Raw genomic sequence first — 24,289 nt, forward strand, 5'->3', positions numbered from 1 at the left:
GCGAGGCGGGGTACGGCACTCTATCGGGCGGCCGACGAGCGGTCGTCGACCCGGCCGACGGTGGCGTCCTCGACGACGCGGGTCAGGGCGTCGACGACATCGGGGTCGTACTCGTACCCCAGGCCGAGGTGGATGCGTTCCATCGCCGCATTGACGAGCACCGGGTCGGACGAGCCGGACGTCAGGTCGTCGAAGGCGTTGGCGCACTTGATGATGCGGCTCTCCAGAGGCACCGGCTCTCCCAGCTCGCGCACCAGCCGGTAGGCCGTGGTCTGGGTCTCGACGAAGCGCGCGACGTCGTCGAGCGTCTCGGCCCTCCGGATGATGCGTGCTCCCTCCTCGGCGATGTCGCGCTGGTCCGCCGGTGCGGCGAGCACCGTCGCGCCGTCGGGGATGGGATCGAGCAGCGAGATCTGCCCGAGGTCGTGCAGCAGGGCCGCGTACTCGAGGCTCCGCAGCTGCCGGTCGCCGAGACCCAGCACGCGGCCGACGCGCAGCGACAGCTCCGCGACCCTCTCGGCATGGTGCACCGGGGTGTACCCACCGTGCTCGGTGAGGTGCGACAGCGTCCCGATCAGCTGGCGGTTGGTCTCGCGGTTGCGGGCGTACTGGCGGACGGCCGAGTAGGCCATCGCCAGCGGCACGAGGGCCACGGGCAGCGACAGCAGCCCGAGGACCGGCGCCAGGAGAGCGACCATCGGCCCGGTCACGACGACGGCCAGGGTGAGGGGAGCCGCTTCCCCGACCTCGTCGCGCACGGCCGCGAGCCATGGTGTGCGCTGCTGCTCGGCCCGGATCCCGGCGACGAGCACCAGCTCGGTGAGCAGCCCGACGACGGCCACGGCCACCATCCCGAGCGCCACGAGTGCCTGGCTGGCCGTGCTGTCCAGCTGGGCCGCCCACAGGGTGCCGTCGGAGGGGCCGAGCCCGCGTGCGAGGCCGGCCGCGACCCAGACCCCGACCACCCGTGCGGCGAGGGCCGGCGCCCCGACCCGCTCGTGCCGGAGACGGCGGACGACCGCGGCACCTGCCAGTCCGGCGGCGACGACGAGCACGACGAGCCCGGACTCGAGGGCGAACGTCGGCTCTCCCTGGATCCTCCCGAGGAAGACCACCGCGAGGGCCGCCGCCGAGGACAGCGGCGCGGTCTCGCGACCACTCGGCATCCGGATGCGCAGGAGCTCGCCGACCGCGACGATCGCGACCACCAGGAGAAGGGTGTGCCCATGGGTCCGCACGAGCGTCGGCAGGAGGTTGCCGGCCCCCAGGAGACCTGTGGTGACGGCGAGCACCCCGACGAGGACGACCGCCCAGGACCCCAGCGCCTGTGGCCGACGGACGAACGGCGTCACGACACCGCCTCGTCGGCCGGGTTGCGGGACAACGCGTGGTCGAGGGCCCGTAGGAGGTCATCACCGATACTCGGCCGAGCGGCCAGGGCCTCGCGGGCCTCGGCGGGTGCGTGCAGCCGCTGCCCAGGCGCGCCCACCTGGGTCAGGAGGTCCCAGGAATCCGCGACCGCCACGATCCGGGTCGGGAGCGAGTCCTCACTCGTCGTCGTGGGCGTCGTCCGGTGGTCGCGGATGGGTGCGAGGGCCCCGTGGAGGAAGGTGAGGTCTCCCAGGAGGTCGGCGCCGGCCGCGGGGTAGTCGGCACCGATGACCGAGCCGGTGAGGTCGAGCTCGCGCACGACTCGGGTGGGGAGGCTCGTCTGGCCGACGTCGTGGAGCATGCCCGCCATCCGGGTGTCGGCCACCTGCTGGGGAGTCAGGCCGAGGCGTTCGGCCATGTGGCCGCTGAGCTCGGCGACGCGCGCGCTGTGGCCGACGAGGTGCGGCGCTTTCGCTTCGACCGCAGCCACGAGGACCTCGAGCACCCGCTGCTGTCCCTGCACCTCCTCCGCGTGCTGGCTGTACGCCCAGTGCGCCACGAGCAACGGAGCGAGGACCATGAGAGCGGCGAAGGGGCCGAGCTGGGCGGGGATCCAGAGGACGACGAGGATGAAGGCGATGACGCCGTAGCCGAGGGCGGCGGCGCCCGTGCTGCGCAGGAGAAGCCCGATCTGGAGGCGAACGGGGATACCCATGGCGACGCGCAGCATGCCGGAGAGGAGGACCGCGTTGGCCAGCACCTGGACGACGTCAGCGACGATCATCGGGATGGCGAGGTGCACGACGACCGCGCCCACCCCGCTCAGGTCGGCCGGGTCCAGGCTGCCCCCGGCTCCGAGGAAGGCCAGACCACCGAGGCAGCCGAAGAAGGAGAACTGCGCCGAGTTGAACACCCGGCCCTGCCACGTGCTGCCCTGGAACGGCCCGACGACCGCCCCCACGAGGGCGACGGCCGCCGGACCGACCACGGCCTGGGCGGCGAGCATGACGATGCTCGAGATCGCCAGCTGCACGCGGTCGCCCACCACCACACGGGGGTAGGCGACCGCGAGCAGCGCGAGGGCGAGGACGGCGATGAGATCCGGACCGGCCGAGATGGGCCGGACCCGGGTCGCAACCGCGGCGAGGACGACGGCGGCGACGACGACTACTGCGAGGTAGAAGGTCGTCGCGCTCGCGCCACCCCCCTCTCGACGGTTCCTCACCGGCGTCACTGACCGACGGGGTCAGCCGCCGTAGCCCCAACCCAGCTGGGCGGTGCTGGTCGACTTCAGGTCCTGAGGGGCTGCGGACGCGGAAGTGGCCCCCACCGTGACGAGAGCGGCGAGGAGAGCGGCAGCAGCGAGAGTACGAATGGTGCGCATGAGATTTCCTTCCAGAGGGTGAGATGTCCGCGGCCTTGGCTCTCCGGGGCGGCTGCGGACAGGGCGAATTCTTCCATGCGGTGCGGTGTGCGACAATCACACGGACACCAAGTGCCTCCCGTGTCGTGATTCCGGGAGCACGACCGCGAGGAGGATCACATGAGCAAGCGTGCCCGCAAGCGCCGCTCCCGCAAGGGCAACAAGGCCAACCACGGCCGTAAGCCCAACGCCTGAGCCGGCCTGACGACGGAGGCCCCGTGGTGCACCTGCACCACGGGGCCTCCGTGTGTCGCTCTCCGGTCAGGGGATGAAAAGGCCCCGTTCCGGCTCAGTCCTCGAGGTCGAGGCGCACCGTGGTGATCCGCTGGACCACCTGGAGGCGGATCGCCTCCGGGGTGCGCGCCTCGCTGCACGAGCGCTTGACGACCGCCTTCACCGCGGCGTCGAGATCGTGCTCCGCGAGGCACGGGCGGCACTCGGCGAGGTGCGTGGCGACGCGCTTGACCTCGTCGGGGCTCATCTCGCCGTCGAGGTACTCGTAGATGTGGTGGAGGACCTCGGAACAGTCCGTGTGGCCCTCGTGCTGGTGCTCGGTGTGCTGACCCATCACTCCTCCTCCGCCGCGACGAGGCCGCGCTCGCGCGCGTACCCGGTGAGCAGCGAGCGCAGCTGGCGGCGGCCACGGTGCAGGCGCGACATCACGGTGCCGATGGGGGTGCCCATGATCTCGGCGATCTCCTTGTACGCGAAGCCCTCGACGTCGGCGAGGTAGACGGCCATGCGGAAGTCCTCGGGGAGCTCCTGGAGCGCCCGGGTCACCTCGTTGTCGGGGAGGTGCTCGAGCGCCTGCGCCTCGGCGGACTTCAGCCCGGCGGAGGTGTGCGACTCGGCCCGCGCCAGCTGGTAGTCCTCGACGTCCGAGGCGTCCGACTGCTGGGGCTCGCGCTGCTTCTTGCGGTACGTGTTGATGTACGTGTTGGTGAGGATGCGGTACATCCACGCCTTGAGGTTCGTGCCCGGCCGGTACTGGTGGAACGCGGCGTAGGCCTTGGCGTAGGTCTCCTGGAGGAGGTCCTCGGCGTCGGCCGGGTTGCGCGTGGTGCGCATCGCGGCGGCGTACAGCTGGTCGATGAGCGGGAGGGCCTCGCGCTCGAACCGGGCCTGACGCTCGGCGGTGGTCTCGGTGGCGACGTCGACCTCGGAGTCCGGGGTGGTCTCGAGGGGCGTGGGTGGGGTGGTCATCGCCTCCCAGCCTAGCCGGGCCCGCGGACGGGACGAGGTGTCGAGGACGAACACGAGCAGCGCCTTCGGTCGAGGGTCGGGACGTGCAGGTGAACGCCCCGGGCGTGGCGTCTCATTCCCCGGGGGCAAGCCGCCGCAGCACCGCAGCGGCCACGCGGTCCGCGACCCGCCCCAGCGAGTGCGGCCCCGGCACGACGTCGAGCGTCACATGCGGCGGCAGCACCGCCTCCACCTCGGCAGGCGTCCCGAACGGGTCGGTGCTGCCCTGGACGACGTGGACCGGGATGCCCACTGCCCCCGGCTGGGCCAGCTCGGGCGCCCGCGAGGCCTCCGGCTTCCCCGGCGGGTGCAGCGGGAACGAGAGGCACAGCACGGCGTCCGCCCCCACCGCCTCGGCGGTCCGGCAGGCCACCCGCGCCCCCGCGCTCCGACCGCCGGTCACCAGCCGCCCTCCCCCGCTGCGACCGACGACGTCCGAGAGCACCGGCAGCCACGCCTCGTCGAGGACCGGCGGCCGCGGCCCGAGCCGGCGCTCGGCCACGCGCCACGGCTGGTCGACAAGCACCACCCGCCAGCCGGCCCCCACCACCATGTCGCGGACGGCGAGCACGTCGAGGGTCCACCGCAGCCCGCCCGCGCCGTGGCCGAGGACCAGCGTCCCCGCGGCGTCACCCACGGGCGAGGTCGTCGTCGTGCGCGCCGGGCCGTGCGGGGTGTCGACGAGCCGCTCGACCTCGCTCATCCGCCGAGGACCTCGCCGGTCATCGGGTCGACGACCCCCACGAGCTCCTCCACCGGCACGGGGTCGAGCAGCTGCGGCCCGTTGGCCCGGCTGCCGTTCACCGCACGAGACACCGGGTGGGCGGTGAAGCGACCGGGGGCGTGCGGCGCGAGCAGGTCCGCGACCTCCTCCGCGCCCGCGTGCGGGTCCAGCCACCGCTCCCAGTCCTCGCGCTCGAGGACCAGAGGCTGCCGCTCGTGGATGCGGTCCAGCCCCGGCTCGGCCTCACCCGTGATGACGGTGAAGGTGGTCAGCCAGGCGAGCGGGTCGTCGGGGTCGGCGGCGCGGTCGCGCCAGAACTCGTAGAGGCCGGCCATCGCGACGCTCGCGCCGTCGGCCCGCTCGGTGAAGAACGGCTGCTTGCGGGGCTTGCCCTTGGCATCGAGGGCCGTCGGGGAGGCCTGCCACTCGAACCACCCGCGGGCCGGGACGAGGCAGCGCCGGGCGGCCAGGGCGCGGGCGAACGCCGGCTTCTCGCGCACCGACTCGACGCGGGCGTTGATCATGCGCACCCCGCCCTTGGCGTCCTTGCTCCAGCTCGGCACGAGGCCCCACGTGAGCAGCCGCAGCTGCCGGGTCGGCTCGGCGTCACGGTCCTCGCGCGGCGCCCGCGCCAGGACGACCGGTGCCTGCTTGGTCGGCGCCATGTTGTGGTCGGGCGTGCCGGGCGGCGGGTCCTGGGGGTTGACGAGGACGCTGCGCGCCGGCTCGGCCGTGCGGTCCTCCTCGACCTCGAACTCGAGGACGAGCTCGTCCGGGTTGGCCGTCGCGGCGTAGCGCCCACACATGGTGCTCAGGCTACGCAGGGCCACCGCGAGCAACTACGGTAGGCAGGGAGGTCCTGACCAGCAGAGACCCCGACCCGGAGGTACCGGATGTCCGTGGTGCGCCGCATCGCCCGACCCCTGCTCGCGTCGATGTTCGTCGTCGGCGGTGTCGACCAGCTGAAGCACCCGTCGGCCAAGTCCGACACGGCACGTCCGGTCGTCGAGAAGGTCGCCCCGCTGCTCGGCCTCCCCGACGACACCGAGATGCTCGTGCGCGCCAACGGTGTCGCGATGGTCGCCGCCGGCGGGCTGCTCGCGCTCGGCCGCTTCCCCCGCCTGTCGGCCGTCGTCCTCGCGGGCACGCTGGTACCGACCACCGTTGCGGCACACCGCTACTGGCGCGAAGAGGACGCAGACGTCCGCGCGCAGCAGCGCGTCCACTTCCTCAAGAACCTCGGCCTGCTCGGCGGCCTCCTCCTCGCCGCCGTCGACACCGAGGGCAAGCCGGGCCTGGCCTACCGGGCGCACCTCGCCGGCGAGAGCGTCCAGCGCGCGGCCCGCACGACGCGGCGCGAGGCGCGCCACGTCGTCCACGAGGCGACCACCGAGGCGAAGCTGAAGGCGGCCCAGGCGCAGCATGCCTTCTCCTGACTGGTCCGCCCCCACCGCCGAGGGGCCGGTCCGCGCCCGCGTCGTCCTCCCCGGCAGCAAGTCCCTCACCAACCGCTACCTCGTCCTCGCGGCCGTCGCGGCCGACGTCTCCCGGCTGCGGGCTCCGCTCCGCTCGCGCGACACCCTCCTCATGGCCGGGGCGCTGCGGTCGCTGGGCGTCGTCGTGGAGGACGTCGACGACGGCGACTGGCTCGTCACGCCGGCCGCGCTCACCGGCGGCGGCGCCGTCGACTGCGGGCTCGCCGGCAACGTCATGCGCTTCGTGCCCCCGCTCGCCGGCCTCGCCGACGGCCCGGTCCGCTTCGACGGCGACGAGGGCGCGCGCCGGCGCCCGATGGCCCCCGTCCTGGAGGCCCTGCGCACCCTCGGGGTGCGGGTCGAGGACGAGGGCCGCGGCGGCCTGCCGTTCACGGTGCACGGTCGTGGCGCGGTCCGCGGCGGCACGGTCACCATCGACGCCTCGGCCTCGTCCCAGTTCGTCTCCGGCCTGCTGCTCTCGGCCGCGCGCTTCGACGAGGGCGTCACCGTGCGCCACGACGGCAAGGCCCTTCCGAGCCTGCCGCACATCGAGATGACCGTCGAGACGCTGCGCGACGCCGGCGTGGTCGTCGACGACGGTGACGCGCACACCTGGCGGGTCGAGCCCAGCGAGGTCAACGCCCTCGACGTGCAGGTCGAGCCCGACCTCTCCAACGCGGCGCAGTTCCTCGCGGCGGCCCTGGTCACCGGCGGTTCGGTGCACGTCCCCGGCTGGCCGCAGTACACGACCCAGGGAGGCGACTTCGTCCGCGACGTCCTCGACATGATGGGCGCCGAGGTGGTCCTCGACCGCTCCGGGCTGACCGTCACCGGTGGCGACGGCATCGGCGGCGTCGACGTCGACCTCCACGACTCCAGCGAGCTGACCCCCGTCGTCGCGGCGCTCTGCGCGCTCGCCGACTCCCCCAGCGTCATCCGCGGCGTCGCGCACATCCGCGGTCACGAGACCGACCGCCTCGCCGCGCTGCGCACCGAGCTGACCGGTCTCGGCGCCGAGGTGGACGAGACCGATGACGGCCTGCGCATCGTCCCGAAGCCGTTGCACGGCAACCAGTTCCGTACCTACCACGACCATCGCATGGTGATGGCCGCTGCCGTGCTGGGGCTCGCCGTCCCTGGCGTCCTCGTCGAGGACGTCGGCACCGTCGCCAAGACGATGCCCGACTTCACCGGGCTCTGGGACCGCATGCTCCACGAGCGGGTCACCGCGGACGCCTGATGGCGAGGTCAGCGCGCGACTACGACGAGTCCGACGTCCGCATCCGTCCCAACCGGCGTGGCTCGCGCCCCCGCACCAAGGAGCGCCCCGCGCACGCCGACGCCGTGCTCGGGCGCGTGCTCGGTGTCGACCGCGGCCGCTACCGCGTCCTGGTGCCCACCGACGCCGGCCCCGTCGACGTCACCGCGATGCGCGCCCGCGAGCTGGGCCGCAAGGGCATCGTCGTCGGTGACGAGGTGCACCTGGTCGGGGACACCACCGGCGCCGAGGGCAGCCTGGCCCGGATCGTGCGGGTCTCCCCGCGTGCCACCCTGCTGCGCCGCACCGCCGACGACACCGACCCCGTCGAGCGCGTGCTCGTCGCCAACGCCGACCAGCTCGTCGTCGTCTCGGCGCTCACCAACCCCGAGCCCCGGCCCCGCCTCATCGACCGCTGCATCGTCGCCGCGTACGACGCCGGGATGGAGCCGCTGCTGCTGCTCACCAAGGCCGACCTCACCGACCCCGCCCCCTTCCTCGCGCAGTACGCCCCCCTCTCGGTCCCGAACGTCGTCACCTCGCGCGGCCCCGGCGGCACCATCGAGGGCCTGGACGCCGTGCGTGACGCCCTCGCCGGCCGGGTCAGCGTGCTGGTCGGGCACTCGGGGGTGGGCAAGTCGACCCTGGTCAACGCCCTCGTGCCGGACGCGCTGCGGGCCGTCGGCGTCGTCAACGACGTCACCGGCCGCGGTCGGCACACCTCGACCTCCGCGGTGGCCCTGCCCCTCCCCGACGACGACGGCTGGGTCGTCGACACCCCGGGTGTGCGCTCCTTCGGCCTCGCCCACGTCGACCCGGCCCGCATCGTCACCCACTTCCCCGACCTCGAACCGGGCACCGAGCAGTGCCCGCGCGGATGCACCCACGACGAGGAGGAGTGCGCCCTCGACGAGTACGTGGCGAGCGGGGCCGCCGGGCCGGCGGGTCCCGCGCGCCTGGAGTCGCTGCGACGCCTCCTGCGCACGCGAACGGCCGCGGGCGAGGACTGAGGTCCCCACCCGCGGCCGTCGTGGCGCGGGGTCAGCGCGGGTTGTCGGTGGTGTCCTCGACCACGCGGGTCGGGTCCGACGGCCGGACGGCGTCCTCGGTGGCCGCGGGCCGAGACCGGTCCTCGGCCTGGCCGCTGTCGACGTCCTCGCCACCGCCCTCGGTGCCCAGACCGGCACCGACGTCGACGAGGTCGTCGGTCTCGCTCGAGACGAAGCGCTCGTCGGGCTCGACGTCGGTGACGTCGACCGTCTCGACGATGAGCCGCGGCTCGGCGAAGTGGCACGCCGACAGGTGCTCTCCGTGGCCGTCCGGGCGCAGCTCGAGCTCGGGCTCGAGCGTCTTGCAGGTGTCCTGCGCCTTCCAGCACCGCGTGTGGAAGCGGCACCCCGTCGGCGGGTTCGCCGGCGACGGCACGTCACCGACGAGCACGATCTGCTCGCGCTTGCCCCGCAGGGTCGGGTCGGGCACCGGCACGGCCGACAGCAGCGCCTGCGTGTACGGGTGCGTCGGCCGCGAGTAGACCTCGTCCTCCTCGCCGAGCTCGGCCATCCGGCCGAGGTACATGACCCCGACCCGGTCCGAGATGTGGCGCACGACGGAGAGGTCGTGGGCGATGAAGACGTACGCGAGGCCGAGCTCGTCCTGGAGCTTCTCCATGAGGTTGACGACCTGGGCCTGGACGGACACGTCCAGCGCCGAGACCGGCTCGTCACAGATGAGCACCCGGGGGTTGAGCGCGATGCCGCGCGCGATGCCGATGCGCTGACGCTGACCACCCGAGAACTGGTGCGGGTAGCGGTGGATGTGCTCGGGGTTGAGCCCGACGAGCTCGAGGAGCTCCTGGACCCGCGCCCGGCGACCGGCCTTCGGCACGGCGTCCGGGTGGATCTCGAACGGCTCACCGATGATGTCGCCGACCGTCATCCGCGGGTTGAGCGAGGTGTACGGGTCCTGGAAGACGATCTGGATGTTGCGCCGCAGCCGGCGGGTCTCCTTCGGCGAGGCACCGGACCAGTCCGCGCCCTCGAAGAACACCTTGCCGTCGGTGGGCTCCTCGAGACGCATGAGCAGCCGGCCGAGCGTGGACTTGCCACAGCCGGACTCACCGACGATGCCGAGCGTCTCACCCTTGTGCAGGTCGAAGCTGACGCCGTCGACGGCCTTGACCGCCCCGACGGTCCGCCGCAGCACCCCCTTCTTGATGGGGTAGTGCTTGACCAGGTTCTGGGCGCTGAGGACGACCTCAGGCATCGACGACCTCCTCGGCGAAGTGGCAGGCCGAGAACCGGCCCGGTGCGACCTCCCGCAGCTCGGGACGGTCGGTGCGGCAGACGTCCCGGGCCATGCGGCAGCGCGGGTTGAACGCGCAGCCCGACGGGATGCGCATGAGGTTCGGCGGGAGCCCGCCGATCGCCGCGAGGGTCTGGCCCTTCTGGTCCAGGCGCGGGATCGACTCGAGCAGCCCGCGCGTGTACGGGTGTGCGGGAGAGGCGTACAGCGCGTCGACGTCGGCCTTCTCGACCAGCCGCCCGGCGTACATCACCGTGATGCGGTCCGCGACGTCGGCGACGACGCCGAGGTCGTGGGTGATGAGGATGAGCCCCATCTGGCGCTCCTCCTGCAGCTCCTGCAGGAGGGACATGATCTGCGCCTGCACCGTGACGTCGAGGGCGGTGGTCGGCTCGTCGGCGATGAGCACCGCCGGGTCGAGCGCGATGGCCATCGCGATCATGATGCGCTGGCGCATGCCGCCGGAGAACTGGTGCGGGTAGGCCTTGACGCGCTCGCGAGCGGCCGGGATCTGCACCCGCTCCATGAGCCGGATCGCCTGCTGCAGCGCGTCGGACTTGTTCGTCCCGCGGTGGACGCGGAACATCTCGGCGATCTGCCAGCCGACCGGGAAGACCGGGTTCAGCGAGGACAGCGCGTCCTGGAAGATCATCGAGATCTCCGGGCCACGCGTCTTGCGCCGCTGGTCCTCCGGCATGGTCAGCAGGTCCTGGCCGCAGTAGCGGATGTGCCCCGAGGGGATGACCGCCGGCGGCATGTCGAGGATGCCCATGATCGCCTGGGCGGTCACCGACTTGCCCGACCCGGACTCCCCGAGGATGGCCAGGGACTCGCCCTGGCGCAGCTCGAAGGAGACGCCGTTGATGGCGGTGGCGATGCCGTCGGAGGTGTGGAACTCGACGAAGAGGTCGTCGACCTCGAGCAGCACCCCGTCCTGGGGCTCGTAGCGGACGCGGCCGTCGTCGGTCCGCGTGGTGTCCTGAACCGTCATGACGTCTCCTTCACCGGTTCTTCGGGTCGAGGGCGTCACGGACCACGTCACCGAGCATGATGAACGCGAGGACCGCGAGGGACAGGAACAGGCTCGGGAAGAAGAGCACGTGCGGCGCGGAGCGCAGCGCGGTCACGGCCGAGCTGATGTCGACACCCCACGACACGGTCGGGGGCTGCAGGCCGATGCCCAGGTAGGACAGCGTCGCCTCGGCCGAGATGTAGGCACCGAGGTTGATCGTCGCGACGACGATCATCGGGGCCAGCGCGTTCGGCACGATGTGCGAGCGCACCACCCGCCAGGGGCTGGCACCGAGGGCGCGCGCCGCCTGGACGTAGTCGTTCGGCTTGACCTGGATGACGCTGCTGCGCATCAGGCGCGCCATGCTCGGCCAGCCGAGCACGACGAGGGCCAGCACGACCTTGAGGACGATCAGGTAGTAGTTGTCCGTGGCCGGCAGGGTCACGAGGACCAGCACCGCACCGAGCAGCAGCGGGATCGCGAAGAACACGTCACCGATGCGCGAGAGCAGGGTGTCGGTCCAGCCGCCGGCGTAGCCGGCGAAGACCCCGATGATGCCGCCGACGAGCGTGGTGCCGATGGTCGTCAGCAGGCCGACGAGGATCGAGGCACGTGCGCCGTAGATGCAGCGGGCGTAGATGTCGTAGCCCTGGCCGTCGCGGCCGAACCAGGCATCGGCGCCCGGGGTGATCCGCGCCTCGCGCAGGATCGCCTCGGTCGGGTCGGTGCTCGTGAACAGGCTCGGCCAGGCGGCCATGAGGAGGAACACGAAGATCAGCGCGGAGGAGACCCAGAACAACGGGTTCTTGCGCATGGCCCGCCAGGCGTCGGACGCGAGCGAGCGTGCGGGCCCGGCGTCGCCACCCTCGGGGGCGGTCGGGGCCGCGGCGGTGGTCTCGGCGATGGCGGCGTCACTCATGGCTGATCCTCGGGTCGAGCAGGCCGTACAGGAGGTCGACGAGCAGGTTGACGACGAGGTAGACGATGACGAGCAGCGTCACCGCGCCGACGACCGAGGCGCCGTCACGGACCCGGATCGCGCGGAACACGTAGCCGCCGATGCCCGGGATGTTGAAGATGCCCTCGGTGACGACCGCGCCCGCGAGCAGGGCCCCGAAGTCGAACCCGATGAAGGTGACGACGGGGATGAGCGAGTTGCGCAGGGCGTGCAGGCCGATGGCACGACGCTTGGTCAGGCCCTTGGCGACCGCCGTGCGCACGTAGTCGGCGCGCAGGTTCTCGACGAGGTTGGTGCGCATGAGCCGCGCGACGTAGGCCACCGAGATGGAGCCGAGCACCATGGCCGGCAGCAGCAGCTCGTAGACCGTCGGGTTCGCCGAGGTCACCGTGACCGGGAACCACCCGGCCTTGACCCCGAGCCAGTACTGGGCGAGGTTGCCGACGACGAAGATGGGGATCGAGATCAGCACCAGCGTGGAGACCAGGACGAGGTTGTCGAGGAAGCCTCCGCGTCTGATGCCTGTGAGGACGCCGGCGAGGATGCCGACCCCCGTCTCGATGAGCACGGCCAGCAGCGCGAGCTTCCCGGTGACGGGGACGCGCAGCTTGAGCTGCTCGGTGACGGGGATGCCGTTCGAGGTCTCGCCGAGGTCGCCCTTGGCGAGGTTGACGAGGTACTTGCCGTACTGGACCGGCAGCGGCTTGTCGAGGTTGTACTTCTGGATGTACGCGGCGCGGAAGGCCGCCGAGCAGGGGCGCTCTCCGCACTTGCCCGCGACGGGGTCACCCGGTAGGGCGAAGACCATCGCGAAGATGAGGAACGTGGCGCCGAGAACCACCGGGATCATCTGGAGGATCCGTCGGATGATGTACGTGCCCATCGTCACCTCCTGAGGACTCGGGACACCTCGTCCGTGGTGGGACGACAGCGTCGGGTTGGGGTACCGGGGATGAACCTAGACCATGCATCCGGACGGTGGTAGCAGCGGGACCCGGCATCCTCGCGCACCCCGGCCCGGACACGGCCGTCGGCCTGCCAGCAGCTGCTGACAGGCCGACGACGCGTGGAGAGGGACCTGACGGTTCCTCAGGTCACTTGACCGCCACCGACGTGAAGTCGATGGTGCCGAAGGCGGTGATCTTCACCCCGGTGACCTTGTCCGACCAGCCCATGGTGGTCTTGCCGTACCACATGGGGATCGCCGGCATGTCGGTCGCGAGGAGCGCCTCGGCCTGCTGGTACTTCGTGTTGGCCGCAGCGGCGTCCTGCTCGGCAGCCGCCTCACCGAGGAGCTTGTCGAACTCCGGGTTGGAGTAGTCGCCATCGTTCGAGGACGCGCCGGTCTTGAAGATCGGGGCGAGGAAGTTCTCGATCGACGGGTAGTCCATCTGCCAGCCGGTGCGGAACATGCCCTTCATCTTGCGGTCGCCGATCTGCGTCCGGAAGGTCGCGAAGTCGACGACACCGGTGGCGACGCACTCGACGCCCAGGGCCTGCTTGATGCTGTTGCAGGTGGCCTCGGTCCAGTCCTTGTGCGCGGCGTCCGCGTTGTAGGACAGGGTCATCTTGCCGCCCTTGAAGCCGCCGGCCTCCTGGAGGAGGGCCTTGGCCTTGGCCGCGTCGTACTTGCAGAACTCACCGCACTGGTCGGCCTTGTAGCCGTCGACGACCGGGGAGACCCAGCCGGTGGCCGGCTTGCGGGTGTTGTTGAAGATCTGCTTGACGATGGTGTCGCGGTCGATCGCCATGGAGATGGCGTGACGGATCTTCGGGTCCGCGTAGTTCGGGTCGACCTTGGTCGGCGCGAAGGTGACCGTCTGGATGACACCGGTCTCCTTCTCCGCGTTGCGGTCCGGGAGGTCCTGCTTGTACTTCTCACCGATCAGCGCGCTGGTCGGGATCTCGTCCGTGATGTCCAGGTTGTTCGCGATCACGTCGTTGTACGCCGCGTCGGACTGCTGGTAGATCTTGAACGTGATCTTGTCGACCTTGCCGCCGAAGTCACCGCTGTAGTCGGCGAACTTGGACAGGACGATCGACTGCTCCTTGTTCCACGCGTCCAGCTTGTACGGACCCGAGCCGACCGGCTTGTCGCCGAAGGCCTTCGGGTCGGTGAAGAACACGTCGGGGAGCGGCGAGAACGCCGAGTAGCCGAGACGGACCGGGAGGTTCGAGACCTTCTCGGAGGTCTTGATCGTGAAGGTCGTGTCGTCGACGACCTTGAGGCCGGTCAGCTCCTTGGCCTTCGCGACGCCGGCGCCGGCGCACGGGTCGTCGCCCTCACCGGTGCACTGGAGGTCGCCGAAGCCCTCGATGGGCTCCATGAAGTAGCCGCTGCTCTGGCCGTTGGGGGCGTAGGCGGCGTAGTTCCAGGCGTCGACGAAGTTCTTGGCCTTGATGTCGGTGCCGTCGTGGAACTTGCGGCCGGTCTTCAGCTTGACCGTGAAGTTCTGGTTGTCCGTCGTCTCGATGGACTCCGCGAGGTCGTTCTCGGGCTTGGCGGTCTCCGCGTCGTAGTGGACCAGCTTCGAGAAGATCGCGTCGATGACGTTGCCACCGCAGGTCTCCGTCGTGTTGCTGGGGACGAGCGGGTTCTCCGGGTTGCAGCCACGGACGGTGATCTCGCCACCCGTCTTGCCACCCGCCGCCGAGCTCTCGCCGCCACCACTGTCCCCGCTGCCACAACCGGCAGCGAGAAGAGCGACTGCGGACATGGCCGCAACAGCGACCGTGCGAGCAGTTCCTCGCATGGATGTCCTCCTGTGTGAAGTGGTCGCCACCCGGTGTCGAGTGGCCATAACCCTGAGCTGCCCCGGTCGGGTGCACCTCGATTGGCAGCGCCCTCCGGCGTGCGCGGTCCACACAACACCACGAACCGCCCCGAGGGAAGTTCCGTGAGCGGCCGATACCCGATTGTGACCGAAGTGCGACCGACTCGTCCCCGACGCCGGAAGATCTTCGGCGCGAGCGGCTACGGTGAGGCTCGTGCCCGGCTACGACGACGACCTCCGCCTCGCCCACGTCCTGGCCGACGCGGTCGAGCGGATCACGATCGAACGCTTCCGCGCGGAGGACCTGCGGGTCGAGACCAAGCCCGACCTCACCCTCGTCAGCGACGCCGACCGCGACGCCGAGGAGCTGGTCCGCTCCCAGCTCAAGCGCACCCGCCCGCGCGACGCCGTCGTCGGCGAGGAGCTGCCCCCCACCGGGTCCAGCCCGCGCCAGTGGGTCATCGACCCCATCGACGGCACCCACAACTTCGTCCGCGGCGTGCCGGTCTGGGCCACCCTCATCGCCCTGGTCGACGACGGCGTCCCGGTGCTCGGTCTGGTCGCCGCGCCGGCGCTGGGGCGCCGGTGGTGGGCCACGCTCGGCAGCGGGGCGTGGGCCGGCCGCAGCCTCACCAGCGCCAAGCGCCTCCACGTCTCGGGCGTCTCCCGGCTCGAGGACGCCTCGCTCTCGTTGTCGAGCACCACCTCGTGGGCCGACATCGGCCGGATGGACGCCGTCCTCGCCCTGGCCCGCACCTGCTGGCGCGAGCGCGCCTTCGGTGACTTCTGGTCCTACATGCTGCTGGCCGAGGGGGCGGTCGACATCGCCGCCGAGCCCGACCTCGCCGTCTACGACATGGCCGCGCTCGTCCCCATCGTCACCGAGGCGGGGGGTCGCTTCACCTCGGTGGACGGCGTCGACGGCCCGTTCGGGGGCAACGCCCTGGCCACCAACGGCATCCTCCACGACGAGGTGCTGGCCCGGCTCGCCGGCGGCGGGCGCCCCTCGGTGGTCCCCTCCGGCGACTGACACACCGTCAGAACAGGGCGTCCTGGTCCGCCGCGGTGGCCACGCCCTCGAGGCGGAGCAGCAGGGCCTTGCGCTCCAGACCGCCCGCGTAGCCGGTCAGCGTGCCGTCGGACCCGACGACGCGGTGGCACGGCAGCACGACCGGCAGCGGGTTGGCGCCGTTGGCCGCGCCGACCGCGCGCGAGGCGCCGGCGGGCAGGCCGAGCAGCCGGGCCAGCGCGCCGTAGGTGGTCGTGGTGCCCCACGGGACGTCGGCCAGAGCGGTCCACACCCGCTGCTGGAACGCGGTGCCGACCGGCCGCAGGGGCAGGTCGAAGACCCGACGCCGCCCCTCGAAGTACTCGCCCAGCTGGATCCGGGCCTCCCGCAGGACGTCCGTGCCCTCGCGCCGCGTGCCGGGCGTGCCGTCCGATGCCGCGTCGAAGCGGATGCCGACGAGCGCCCCGTCCCGGGCGAGGAGCTCCAGCCGCCCGATCGGCGACGGCATGACGAGCGAGGACGCCCCGACGGGGTCAGCGGGCAACGGTGGTCACCGGGCCCGGCACCCGGCCCTCGAGGTCGGGGACGATGCTCGCCGCGTCCCCGACGAGCACGACGGTCCACTCCCCCGTGACCGTGCGCCGGTACGCGGCGTCGAGGTCGTCACGCGTGAGGGCGGAGACGGCGGCGAGGTTGCGGGTCGTGAAGTCGAGGGGCAGCCCCTCCAGCGCCAGCGCCGCCGTCTCGTCGGCGACCGTGTCGGCCGTGGCGTACCGACCCGGCGCGGTCTTCGCGACGTAGTCGACGCCCGTGCGCAGCTCGGTGTCGGAGAACCCCTCCCGCGCGCCGTCGAGGATGTCGAGCAGGATGCCGACCGCCTCGCCGGTCACCTCCGAGCGCACCGAGCCCGACGTGACGAACGAGCCACCGGCCACGCGCGGCCGGAAGGAGGCCCGGACGCCGTAGGTGTAGCCCTTCTCCTCGCGGAGGACGGCGTCGATGCGGGCGTTGGGCGAGCCGCCGACGACGAACGAGAGCACCGGGTGCGGCGCCCATCCGTGCGGGGTGGAGCGGTCGGGGCCGGGGCAGGAGACGACCATCTCGGTCTGCACCGCGCCGGGCCGGTCGACGACGACCACGCGGGCGCGGTCGGGTGCGGGCACCGGGGCGAGCGCGGCCGGCGGCGCGACGTGGTCGGGTGCGGTCCACTCCCCCAGGGACGCCGCGACGAGGTCGAGGGCGGGGACGCCCGAGAGGTCACCGGCGACGACGAGCGTCGCCCCCTGCGGGCCGACGGTGCGGGCGTGCCGGGCGACCATGTCCTCGCGGGTCATCGCCGAGACCGTCTCGACGGTGCCGGCCGCGGGACGGGAGGCGCGGTCGGAGGCGTCCCACTGTGTGCGGGCCGTCTCTCGCGCGGCGCGGTGGGCACCCGACGCGCGCTCCTGCTCGATCTCGGCGAGCCGGCTGCGCAGGATGCGACGCACCTCGTCCTCGGGGAAGACGGGCTTCGCCAGGGCATCGGTGAGGAGCCGGGTCGCGGTGGCCAGGTGGGACTGCGGCACGTCGACGTCGACCAGCAGCCCACCGTCGGAGACCCCTGCCCCGAGGGCCATCCCGTGGCGCTCGAGCAGCTCGGCGAACTCCTCGGGGTCGTGGTCCTCGGTGCCCTCGTCGAGCAGGCGGGCCATCATCGAGGACACGCCCTCGACGGCCCGCTCCTCGGTGGCCAGCGACGTCGGGACGACGAGGCGCATCGAGACGACGTACTGGCCGGGCAGGTCGTGCAGCAGGACGCGCAGGCCGTTGGGGAGGCGGTGCTCGGTGGCGGCGGGGAAGGTCCAGGGGGCCGGCGGCAGGACGACGGGGCGGCTCACGCGACGGCCTCCTCGCCCGCGGCGTCCGCGACGAGGTAGGCGACCACCGCCCGGCTCTCCGGCCGCAGCCACCGACGGGTGGCCGCGACCACGTCCTCGGCGGTGACCGCGCGCACGCGGTCGAGGTGGTGGTTGACGACGGCCGGGTCGTCGTGGAGGAGTGCGTTGCGGCTGAGCATGTCGGCCCGCTCCTCCTGCGAGGCCAGCGCCGAGAGCCACGCGCGCTCGGACTGCGCGACCGATGCCTCGAGCTCCTCGGCGGTCGGCCCCTCCGCAGCCAGCCGCTCGAGCTCCTCGACGAGAGCGGTCTCGAGGGCGGCCGGGTCGGCGCCGGGCGCGACGTCGATGACGACGAAGCCGAGCGAGACGCCGTCGACGAACCCCCACGCCGTGGCGTGCGCCCCGACGGCCGACTGCTCGCGGCGCACCATGCGGCGGACCAGCCGCGAGCTGGACAGCCCTCCGAGGCAGTCGAGGGCGACCGTGGCCGCGAGCAGCTCGTCGGTCTCGTCGACGGGCAGCCGGAACGCGACGTGGAGCCGGTCGTTGGGCACCTGCTCGCGGCGCTCGACCCGCACCGGCTCGGTGAGCGGCTCGAGCTGCGGGAGGGCCGGGCGGCGCTCGGCGGCGCGGGCGTCGAGGGCGCCGAAGTGCCTCTCCACGAGGGCGAAGCCGGCCTCGGCCCCGACGTCGCCGCAGAGCGTGACGACCGTGTTGTCCGGGGCGTAGTGGAGCCGGAAGAACTCGTGCACGTCCTCGACGCTCGCGGCGTCGAGGTCCTCCATCGAGCCGATGGTCGGGTGGTGGTACGGGTGGCCCTCGGGGAAGACCGCGGCGTAGACGTCGATGAGCGCGTTGCCGTACGGCTGGTTGTCGTAACGCTGACGCTTCTCCTCCTTGACGACGTCGCGCTGGTTGTCGAGGTTCTCCTGGGTGACGGCGTCGAGGAGGTGGCCGTGCCGGTCGGCCTCGAGCCAGAGGGCCAGCTCGAGCGCACCGGTGGGCACGGTCTCGAAGTAGTTCGTGCGGTCGAACCACGTCGTCGCGTTGAGCCGGCCGCCCTCGGCCATCAGCGCCTCGAAGTGCTCGCCGCTGCGCACGCCGCGCGAGCCCTGGAACATCAGGTGCTCGAAGAGGTGCGCGAAGCCGGTGCGGCCCGCCTGCTCGTGCCGTGACCCCACGCCGACCCAGAGGTTGACCGTCACGTTCGGGACGGTGTGGTCGGGCGAGACGACGACGCGCAGGCCGTTCGGCAGCGTGCGCCGGTGGATCGGGTAGTCGAGCGGCATGGCGGTCACCCTACGGTCCGGGTGGCGGCTCCGTCGCGGAAGCGGGCCTCAGCCGACGTCGCGCAGGTCGTCGGCCGCCTTGATGGCCCGGCGCGCGAAGACCTGCTGCTCGGTGGCCACGCGCTCGGCCCGGCCCCGGCCGAGGAAGCTGACCGCCCAGTGCAGCAACGTCGTCACCCGGTTCTTGAACCCGATGATGTAGACGATGTGCACGCCGAGCCACAGCAGCCAGGCGATGAAGCCGTGGAAGCGGAGGCGCCCGATGGAGGCCACGGCGCTGAAGCGCGAGACCGTCGCCATCGACCCCTTGTCGCGGTAGGTGAACCGCTCCTGCGAGGGCTTGCCGTCGAGGCGGTGGGTCAGCTCCTTGGCGGCGAACCGCGCCCCCTGGATGGCGACCTGCGCGACACCCGGGAGGTCGTCGAGGGCGATCATGTCGCCGACGACGAACACCTCGGGGTGGCCGGGGAGGGTCAGGTCAGGGTTGACCTTGACCCGGCCGGCACGGTCGAGCTCGGCGTCGGACTGCTCGGCGAGCTGCCGGCCGAGCGGGCTCGCCTGGACGCCGGCGGCCCACATCTTCGTGAGCGCCTCGACCCGGACCACGTGGCCCTGAGGGTCCTTGTAGGTCAGGCCGGTCTCGTCGACGTCGGTCACCATCGAGCCGATCCGGACGTCGACGCCCATCTCCTGCAGCCGGCGGCGGGCCGCTCCCCCGAGCCGCTCGCCGAAGGACGGCAGCACCTCGTCGGCGCCGTCGAGGAGGATGACGTGGGCCTGGGTGGGGTCGATGCGCCGGAAGTCGTGCTTGAGCGTGCGGCTCGCGAGCTCGGCGATCTGGCCGGCCATCTCGACCCCGGTCGGGCCGGCGCCGACAACGACGAACGTGAGGGCGCGGCGCGCGTCCTCGTCGTCCGTCGCGATCTCCGCGAGCTCGAAGGCGCCGAAGATGCGCCCCCGCAGCTCGAGGGCGTCGTCGACCGACTTCATGCCCGGCGCGAACTCGGCGAACTCGTCGTGCCCGAACCAGGACTGGCCGGCCCCGGCGGCGACGAGGAGGGAGTCGTACTCGGTGACGGTCTCGGTGCCGAGCAGCGCGGAGGTGACGGTGCGCGCCTCGAGGTCGATGTGTGTGACGTCGCCGAGGATGACGCGGGCATTCTTCTGGCGGGCGAGCACCTCGCGGGTGCTGGGGGCGATCTCGCCCTCGGAGAGGATGCCCGTCGCCACCTGGTAGAGCAGCGGCTGGAACAGGTGCTGGGCGGTGCGGGCCACGAGGGTGATCTCGACGTCGTCGCGCCGACGCAGGGCGCGGGTGCCGAAGAGCCCTCCGAAGCCGGAGCCGATGACGACGAGGCGGTGCTTGCGGCCGGTGGGGGTGGTGGTCACGTCGAGTCCAACGGGAGCACCCGGCGCGGTGATTCCGCCGACACGCCGGTGTGACGGGAGTCGCGGGCCGGGGTGCGTACGAGGTGCGGGGGTCAGGGTGCGGTGGGGTGCGGAGGCGCGCATCTCGCACGGAGCGGGGGCCGCGGTACTCGCCGTGCTGGCCGCGGGGCAGGACGTCGCTCGGCTCCTGGTTCTTCTTGAGGTGCTGGTCGCGGGGCAGGACTCCGCGCTCACGCGCGGGCTCCTTCGTCGCCCGCTCGTTCGCGCTCCCGGCATCCCGCCCACGACGAAGGCCCTGACCGGCTTCGCCGGTTCAGGGCCTTCGTCATTCAGTAGCGGGGGCAGGATTTGAACCTGCGACCTCCGGGTTATGAGCCCGGCGAGCTACCGAGCTGCTCCACCCCGCGTCGAGTGAGTCACGTCCTTGCGGCCGTGCTCGGTATGTCCCCGAGGTTACGCGACGCGGGCGGCCGCCGCCAAATCGGCTACCCCGGGCTGGCCGTCGTCGCCGCCGACGGGGAGGGTGACGGGCTCGGCGAGGCACTCGGCGACGGCGTGGGCGCCGCCGTCCCGAGCCGGGCCGCGAGGTCGTTGGCCTCCTGGATGGCCTGCTCGAGCCGGGCCTGGGCCTGGCCGTACGCGGCGAAGTCGCGCTTGGTGAGCGCCTCCTGGCCGTCCGCGTACGCCGCCTGGATCTCGGTGATCGCCGCGGCGAGCTGCTGCTCGAGGGAGGTCTCCGGGGTCGGGGTGCCCCCGCCGCCGTCACCCCCGCCTCCGCCGCCGCCGTCGCCCGAGCCCTCGCCGAAGAGGCCCGTGATGGCCTGGGTGAGCGTGTCGCCCCACGCGACGTTGGTGCCGTACACGGCGACGGTCACCTTGTTCTGCGGGAAGGACCCCGAGCCACCGGAGGCCTGGACGTAGATCGGCTGGACGTAGAACGTCCGCCCGCCGAGCGGGAACGTCAGCAGGTTGCCGAAGGTCAGCGTCTTGCCCTCGCCGGAGTTGCTGGTGATGTACTGCGCGAGGTTGAGCGGCTCGGCGGTGTTCTGCGAGCGGGCCGTCGAGTTCTGGATCTGGTTGCGCACCTGACCCGGGCCGGACGGCGCCTGGTTCGAGGAGTACTCGACCAGACGCAGCTTGCCGAAGTTCTCCGCCGGCTTCCCGGCGGTCGACCCCGCATCGGCATCGACGGCGAGCAGGCCGCGGAGGATCTCGCGGCCGCCCTCGTTGTTGCTGGCGGGCACGAAGGGCGAGGTGATGGAGAAGGCCGGCGCCTCCTCCCCCGGCAGCGCGATCGACTGGAAGACCACCGGGATGTCCTGCGTCGCCAGCGACGGGTCGCGCGGCACGCGCCAGCGGTCGTTGCCGGTGTAGAAGTCGTCCGGCCGGGTGACGTGGTACTCGTTGAGCAGGTCGCGCTGGACCTTGATGAGGTCCTGCGGGTAGCGGATGTGGGCCATCAGCTCGCCGGAGATCGAGGACAGCGGCTGGACCGACCCCGGGAACGCCTTGGTCCAGGCCTTGAGCATCGGGTCGTTCATGTCCCAGCCGTACAGCTGGACCGAGCCGTCGTAGGCGTCGACGGTTGCCTTGACGGCGTTGCGGATGTAGTTGACCTCGCCGGTGCGGACCTGCACGACGTTGGAGCGCTGCGCCACCGAGTCCGAGGTGGCCTCGGACAGCTCGAGCAGACGGCTGTTCGGGAAGTTGCTCGACGTCGTGAAGCCGTCGACGATCCACTTCACCCGCCCGCCGACGACCGCCGGGTAGACGTTGCCGTCGAGCTGCAGCCACGGCGCTACCCGCTCGACCCGCTCCTTGGGGCTGCGGTGGTCGAGGATGCGCGAGTCCGAGTTGAGCGCGTCGGAGAGAAGGAAGTTCGCCTCGCGGTACTTGACGGCGTAGGCGAGCCGGCGCATGAACGAGCCGACGGGGACGCCGCCCTCCCCCGTGTAGGTGTTCTTCACCGACGAGCCCTCGGAGCTGCCCGGACGGTCGTACTCCCGCGTCTCACCGCCCGACGGCCCCCCGACCACGGAGTAGCTCGGCGACAGCTCACCGAAGTAGATGCGGGGCTCGTACTCCCCCAGGTTGTTCCGCGAGCCGCCCTCGAAGAAGACCGGGTCGCCCTGCGGGCTGCGCTGGTTGCCGTACGCGGCGTAGAAGCCGTACCCGTGCGTGTAGACGGTGTGGTCGTTGAGCCAGTTGCGCTGACCGTCCGGCAGACCGTCGAGGTTCATCTCGCGGACGGCGACGACGGCGTCGTTGACCTTGCCGTCGATCGTGTAGCGGTCGACGTCGAGGGTGTCCGGGAACGCGTAGAAGTCGCGCTCCCCCTCGAGCTGGCGGAAGGTCGGGGCGACGACGTTGGGGTCGATGACGCGCACGCCGGGGATGGCCTCGGCGCCGGTGCGCAGGGTGTCCTCGGACGGCTCCTGCGCGGGCACGACGTTCTCGATGCGCTCGACCCGGTCCAGCCCGAACGCCGAGCTCGTGGCCTTGATGTTGCGGTCGATGTACGTGGCCTCGAGCGAGCGCTCGGACGGCCGCACGCGCAGGGACTGGATGAGCGCCGGGTAGATGGTGCCGGCGACGACCGCCGTCACCACGAGCAGCCCGACGCCGATGACCGGCAGCCGCCAGCTGCGGCTCCAGATCGCGGCGAGGAAGAACGCGGCGCACATCAGGGCCGCGACGGCCAGGATCGCCTTGGTCGGCAGCACCGCGTTGGCGTCGGTGTAGGTGATGCCGGTGAGCAGAGAGCCCTTCTGGTTCGACAGCGAGTACCGGTCGAGCCAGTAGGAGGCGGCGCGCGTCAGGGCCAGGAGGGCACCGAGGATGCCGAGGTGCACGTAGGCCGCGCGCGTGGACGGGCCGCGGCCCGGCAGCTGCAGCCCGCCGTAGACGTAGTGCGTGAAGCCGCCGGCGAGGAACGCCAGGACGAGCACGACGGTGAGGAAGCTGACGAGGAAGTTCAGCCACGGCAGGGTGAAGACGAAGAACCCGACGTCGAGCCCGAACTGCGGGTCCTTGGTGCCGAACGGAACTCCGTTGGCCCACAGCAGGAACGTCTTCCACGCACCCATCGACCCCGAGCCCGCGAGCAGACCGAGGACGACCGGGATGCCGATGACGGCCACGCGGCGCAGCGGCTCGATGGCCTGTCGGTACTGCTCGAGCACCTGCTGGGCCGGGGTGACCGGGACGTAGATGGGGCGGGTGCGGTAGGCCACGACGAGCGAGACCGCGACGGCTCCACCGGTGAGCAGGCCGGCGACCACGAAGATGCCGGTCTTGGCGAGCAGCTCCTTGACGAAGACCCCGCGGAAGCCGACGGAGTCGTACCACCAGACGTCGGTGAGGATGTCGGCGGCGATGCCCCCGACGACGGCGAGCCCGATGAGCACGAGCGCGGTGGGCAGCAGCGGACCGCGACGACGCCGCAGCACGCCGCCCGCACCTCCCCCGGCTCCACCGGCGGGGCGCGGCGATCCCTCGCCCGGGCCGTCGGGTCCGTCGAACCAGTCGGAGCGACTCACAGCTCTCCTCGTCCCGTCAGGCGGGGTCGTCGTGCGGCGGTGGAGGTCAACCTACCTCGCCGTCCTGAACGCGCGGACGGGGCCGATCGTCCCCTCGGGCACCATGGGGGCGTGAGCCACGAACCGCGCCCCGTCACCGACCCCCTGACCCTCGCCGCCCTCGACACCGAGCGGCACGTCTCGAGGTCCGGGTGGGACCAGCCGGTGCGGCTCTTCGCCCTCGTCCCGACGGCCGACCTCGTGGTGCGCGAGCCGCAGCTCGCCGAGGGGCTCGCGGCCCACGACGCCGTGGCCGGCGCGCTCTCGGCCGTCGAGCAGGAGGACCTCCCCGACGCCGACGACATCGAGGACCTGCTGGCGCGCATCGCGTGGCCCGAGCAGGTCACCGGCTGCGCCCTGGCGGTCGAGCGCGTCGTGCTTCCGCCCGCGGCCGAGCGCGACCTCCCGGAGGACCCCGACGAGGCGCGCCGCGCGGTCGCCGAGCACCCGGACCGCTCCGACGTCCGCCTCGTCGTCGCCGTCACCCGCGACGGCGCGGCCCGTTGCCTGCTGCGTCAGCGCGCCCACGACAGCGACGACCAGGTCGCCCTCGGCGAGGACATCGCGCCCGGCATCGTCCACGCCCTGCGGGCGACGTTCGACTGAACG

Annotated in this window: 22 protein-coding genes and 1 tRNA gene; 6 read left to right on the top strand and 17 right to left on the bottom strand. The window is 72.1% G+C overall.

Annotation, left to right across the window (positions count from 1 at the left end; translation table 11 throughout):
- Positions 1 to 20 precede the first annotated feature (20 nt).
- Together ACQZ2A_RS15175 and ACQZ2A_RS15180 are read right to left on the bottom strand one after the other, a co-directional pair.
- Positions 21 to 1,352 (bottom strand): HD-GYP domain-containing protein, encoded by a 1,332-nt coding sequence (locus tag ACQZ2A_RS15175; RefSeq protein WP_430212717.1) that lies wholly within the window; start codon positions 1,350 to 1,352, stop codon positions 21 to 23.
- Positions 1,349 to 2,596, bottom strand: coding sequence for an HD-GYP domain-containing protein (locus tag ACQZ2A_RS15180; protein WP_430212720.1), 1,248 nt, complete (start codon positions 2,594 to 2,596; stop codon positions 1,349 to 1,351). The genes ACQZ2A_RS15175 and ACQZ2A_RS15180 overlap by 4 nt, the downstream gene beginning before the upstream one ends.
- A 318-nt stretch (positions 2,597 to 2,914) precedes the next feature.
- Between ACQZ2A_RS15180 and ACQZ2A_RS15185 the strand changes: the two genes are divergently transcribed.
- Positions 2,915 to 2,989 carry a 50S ribosomal protein bL37 gene (locus ACQZ2A_RS15185; protein ID WP_009775747.1) on the top strand — a complete coding sequence of 25 codons (75 nt, stop codon included), beginning with the start codon at positions 2,915 to 2,917 and terminating at the stop codon, positions 2,987 to 2,989.
- 94 nt (positions 2,990 to 3,083) lie between these two features.
- Here the strand turns inward: ACQZ2A_RS15185 and rsrA are convergent, their stop codons facing one another.
- The 4 genes from rsrA to ACQZ2A_RS15205 form a co-directional block, all read right to left on the bottom strand.
- The gene (rsrA, locus tag ACQZ2A_RS15190) at positions 3,084 to 3,362 is read right to left on the bottom strand and encodes a mycothiol system anti-sigma-R factor (RefSeq protein ID WP_430212722.1); all 279 of its coding nucleotides are present in this window, start codon (positions 3,360 to 3,362) and stop codon (positions 3,084 to 3,086) included.
- Positions 3,362 to 3,997 carry a sigma-70 family RNA polymerase sigma factor gene (locus ACQZ2A_RS15195; protein ID WP_430212725.1) on the bottom strand — a complete coding sequence of 212 codons (636 nt, stop codon included), beginning with the start codon at positions 3,995 to 3,997 and terminating at the stop codon, positions 3,362 to 3,364. Before ACQZ2A_RS15195 ends, rsrA begins: the two co-directional genes overlap by 1 nt.
- Before the next feature lie 112 nt (positions 3,998 to 4,109).
- Complete coding sequence (locus ACQZ2A_RS15200; RefSeq protein WP_430212728.1) at positions 4,110 to 4,739, bottom strand: alpha/beta hydrolase family protein; 630 nt, start codon at positions 4,737 to 4,739, stop codon at positions 4,110 to 4,112.
- Entirely contained in the window at positions 4,736 to 5,566 is an 831-nt protein-coding gene (locus tag ACQZ2A_RS15205; RefSeq protein ID WP_430212730.1) for an SOS response-associated peptidase, read from the bottom strand. The genes ACQZ2A_RS15200 and ACQZ2A_RS15205 overlap by 4 nt, the downstream gene beginning before the upstream one ends.
- Positions 5,567 to 5,653: 87 nt before the next feature.
- Here ACQZ2A_RS15205 and ACQZ2A_RS15210 point away from each other — a divergent pair, with 87 nt between their 5' ends.
- Genes ACQZ2A_RS15210 through rsgA form a run of 3 tightly spaced genes read left to right on the top strand, consistent with a single transcriptional unit; the run spans position 5,654 to position 8,503 of the window.
- Complete coding sequence (locus ACQZ2A_RS15210; protein WP_430212732.1) at positions 5,654 to 6,196, top strand: DoxX family protein; 543 nt, start codon at positions 5,654 to 5,656, stop codon at positions 6,194 to 6,196.
- Positions 6,183 to 7,475: a 3-phosphoshikimate 1-carboxyvinyltransferase gene (gene aroA, locus ACQZ2A_RS15215; protein WP_430212735.1), complete on the top strand. Its 1,293-nt coding sequence runs from the start codon at positions 6,183 to 6,185 to the stop codon at positions 7,473 to 7,475. The genes ACQZ2A_RS15210 and aroA overlap by 14 nt, the downstream gene beginning before the upstream one ends.
- Entirely contained in the window at positions 7,475 to 8,503 is a 1,029-nt protein-coding gene (rsgA, locus tag ACQZ2A_RS15220) for a ribosome small subunit-dependent GTPase A (RefSeq protein WP_430212738.1), read from the top strand. The genes aroA and rsgA overlap by 1 nt, the downstream gene beginning before the upstream one ends.
- Positions 8,504 to 8,534: 31 nt before the next feature.
- Here rsgA and ACQZ2A_RS15225 read toward each other — a convergent pair whose 3' ends face one another.
- The 5 genes from ACQZ2A_RS15225 to ACQZ2A_RS15245 form a co-directional block, all read right to left on the bottom strand.
- Positions 8,535 to 9,755 carry an ABC transporter ATP-binding protein gene (locus ACQZ2A_RS15225; protein ID WP_430212741.1) on the bottom strand — a complete coding sequence of 407 codons (1,221 nt, stop codon included), beginning with the start codon at positions 9,753 to 9,755 and terminating at the stop codon, positions 8,535 to 8,537.
- On the bottom strand, positions 9,748 to 10,785 hold the full coding sequence (locus ACQZ2A_RS15230) for an ABC transporter ATP-binding protein (RefSeq protein WP_430212743.1): 1,038 nt from the start codon (positions 10,783 to 10,785) through the stop codon (positions 9,748 to 9,750). Before ACQZ2A_RS15230 ends, ACQZ2A_RS15225 begins: the two co-directional genes overlap by 8 nt.
- Positions 10,786 to 10,795: 10 nt before the next feature.
- Positions 10,796 to 11,725 carry an ABC transporter permease gene (locus ACQZ2A_RS15235; protein WP_430212746.1) on the bottom strand — a complete coding sequence of 310 codons (930 nt, stop codon included), beginning with the start codon at positions 11,723 to 11,725 and terminating at the stop codon, positions 10,796 to 10,798.
- The gene (locus ACQZ2A_RS15240; protein WP_430212749.1) at positions 11,718 to 12,647 is read right to left on the bottom strand and encodes an ABC transporter permease; all 930 of its coding nucleotides are present in this window, start codon (positions 12,645 to 12,647) and stop codon (positions 11,718 to 11,720) included. Before ACQZ2A_RS15240 ends, ACQZ2A_RS15235 begins: the two co-directional genes overlap by 8 nt.
- A 211-nt stretch (positions 12,648 to 12,858) precedes the next feature.
- On the bottom strand, positions 12,859 to 14,481 hold the full coding sequence (locus ACQZ2A_RS15245; protein ID WP_430212752.1) for a peptide ABC transporter substrate-binding protein: 1,623 nt from the start codon (positions 14,479 to 14,481) through the stop codon (positions 12,859 to 12,861).
- 271 nt (positions 14,482 to 14,752) lie between these two features.
- Between ACQZ2A_RS15245 and hisN the strand changes: the two genes are divergently transcribed.
- Entirely contained in the window at positions 14,753 to 15,568 is an 816-nt protein-coding gene (hisN, locus tag ACQZ2A_RS15250; protein WP_430212754.1) for a histidinol-phosphatase, read from the top strand.
- Between the two features lie 7 nt (positions 15,569 to 15,575).
- On the opposite strand, the gene ACQZ2A_RS15255 is transcribed toward hisN, so the two are convergent.
- From ACQZ2A_RS15255 to ACQZ2A_RS15280, 6 genes are all read right to left on the bottom strand, one after another.
- Complete coding sequence (locus tag ACQZ2A_RS15255; protein ID WP_430212757.1) at positions 15,576 to 16,091, bottom strand: methylated-DNA--[protein]-cysteine S-methyltransferase; 516 nt, start codon at positions 16,089 to 16,091, stop codon at positions 15,576 to 15,578.
- A complete protein-coding gene (locus tag ACQZ2A_RS15260; RefSeq protein ID WP_430212759.1) occupies positions 16,081 to 17,424 on the bottom strand; it encodes a M16 family metallopeptidase in 1,344 nt (447 codons plus the stop codon). The genes ACQZ2A_RS15255 and ACQZ2A_RS15260 overlap by 11 nt, the downstream gene beginning before the upstream one ends.
- The gene (locus ACQZ2A_RS15265; protein ID WP_430212762.1) at positions 17,421 to 18,713 is read right to left on the bottom strand and encodes a M16 family metallopeptidase; all 1,293 of its coding nucleotides are present in this window, start codon (positions 18,711 to 18,713) and stop codon (positions 17,421 to 17,423) included. Before ACQZ2A_RS15265 ends, ACQZ2A_RS15260 begins: the two co-directional genes overlap by 4 nt.
- 48 nt (positions 18,714 to 18,761) lie before the next feature.
- Positions 18,762 to 20,102, bottom strand: a complete 1,341-nt coding sequence (locus tag ACQZ2A_RS15270; RefSeq protein ID WP_430212764.1) for an NAD(P)/FAD-dependent oxidoreductase — start codon at positions 20,100 to 20,102, stop codon at positions 18,762 to 18,764.
- 333 nt (positions 20,103 to 20,435) lie between these two features.
- Positions 20,436 to 20,509, bottom strand: a tRNA-Met gene (locus ACQZ2A_RS15275).
- A gap of 78 nt (positions 20,510 to 20,587) precedes the next feature.
- On the bottom strand, positions 20,588 to 23,641 hold the full coding sequence (locus tag ACQZ2A_RS15280; RefSeq protein ID WP_430212767.1) for a UPF0182 family protein: 3,054 nt from the start codon (positions 23,639 to 23,641) through the stop codon (positions 20,588 to 20,590).
- Positions 23,642 to 23,752: 111 nt separating this feature from the next.
- Here ACQZ2A_RS15280 and ACQZ2A_RS15285 point away from each other — a divergent pair, with 111 nt between their 5' ends.
- Positions 23,753 to 24,286: a PPA1309 family protein gene (locus tag ACQZ2A_RS15285; protein WP_430212770.1), complete on the top strand. Its 534-nt coding sequence runs from the start codon at positions 23,753 to 23,755 to the stop codon at positions 24,284 to 24,286.
- The last annotated feature ends 3 nt before the right edge of the window (positions 24,287 to 24,289 follow it).

This window comes from Phycicoccus avicenniae, from assembly GCF_050496545.1.
Classification (GTDB): domain Bacteria; phylum Actinomycetota; class Actinomycetes; order Actinomycetales; family Dermatophilaceae; genus Phycicoccus; species Phycicoccus avicenniae_A.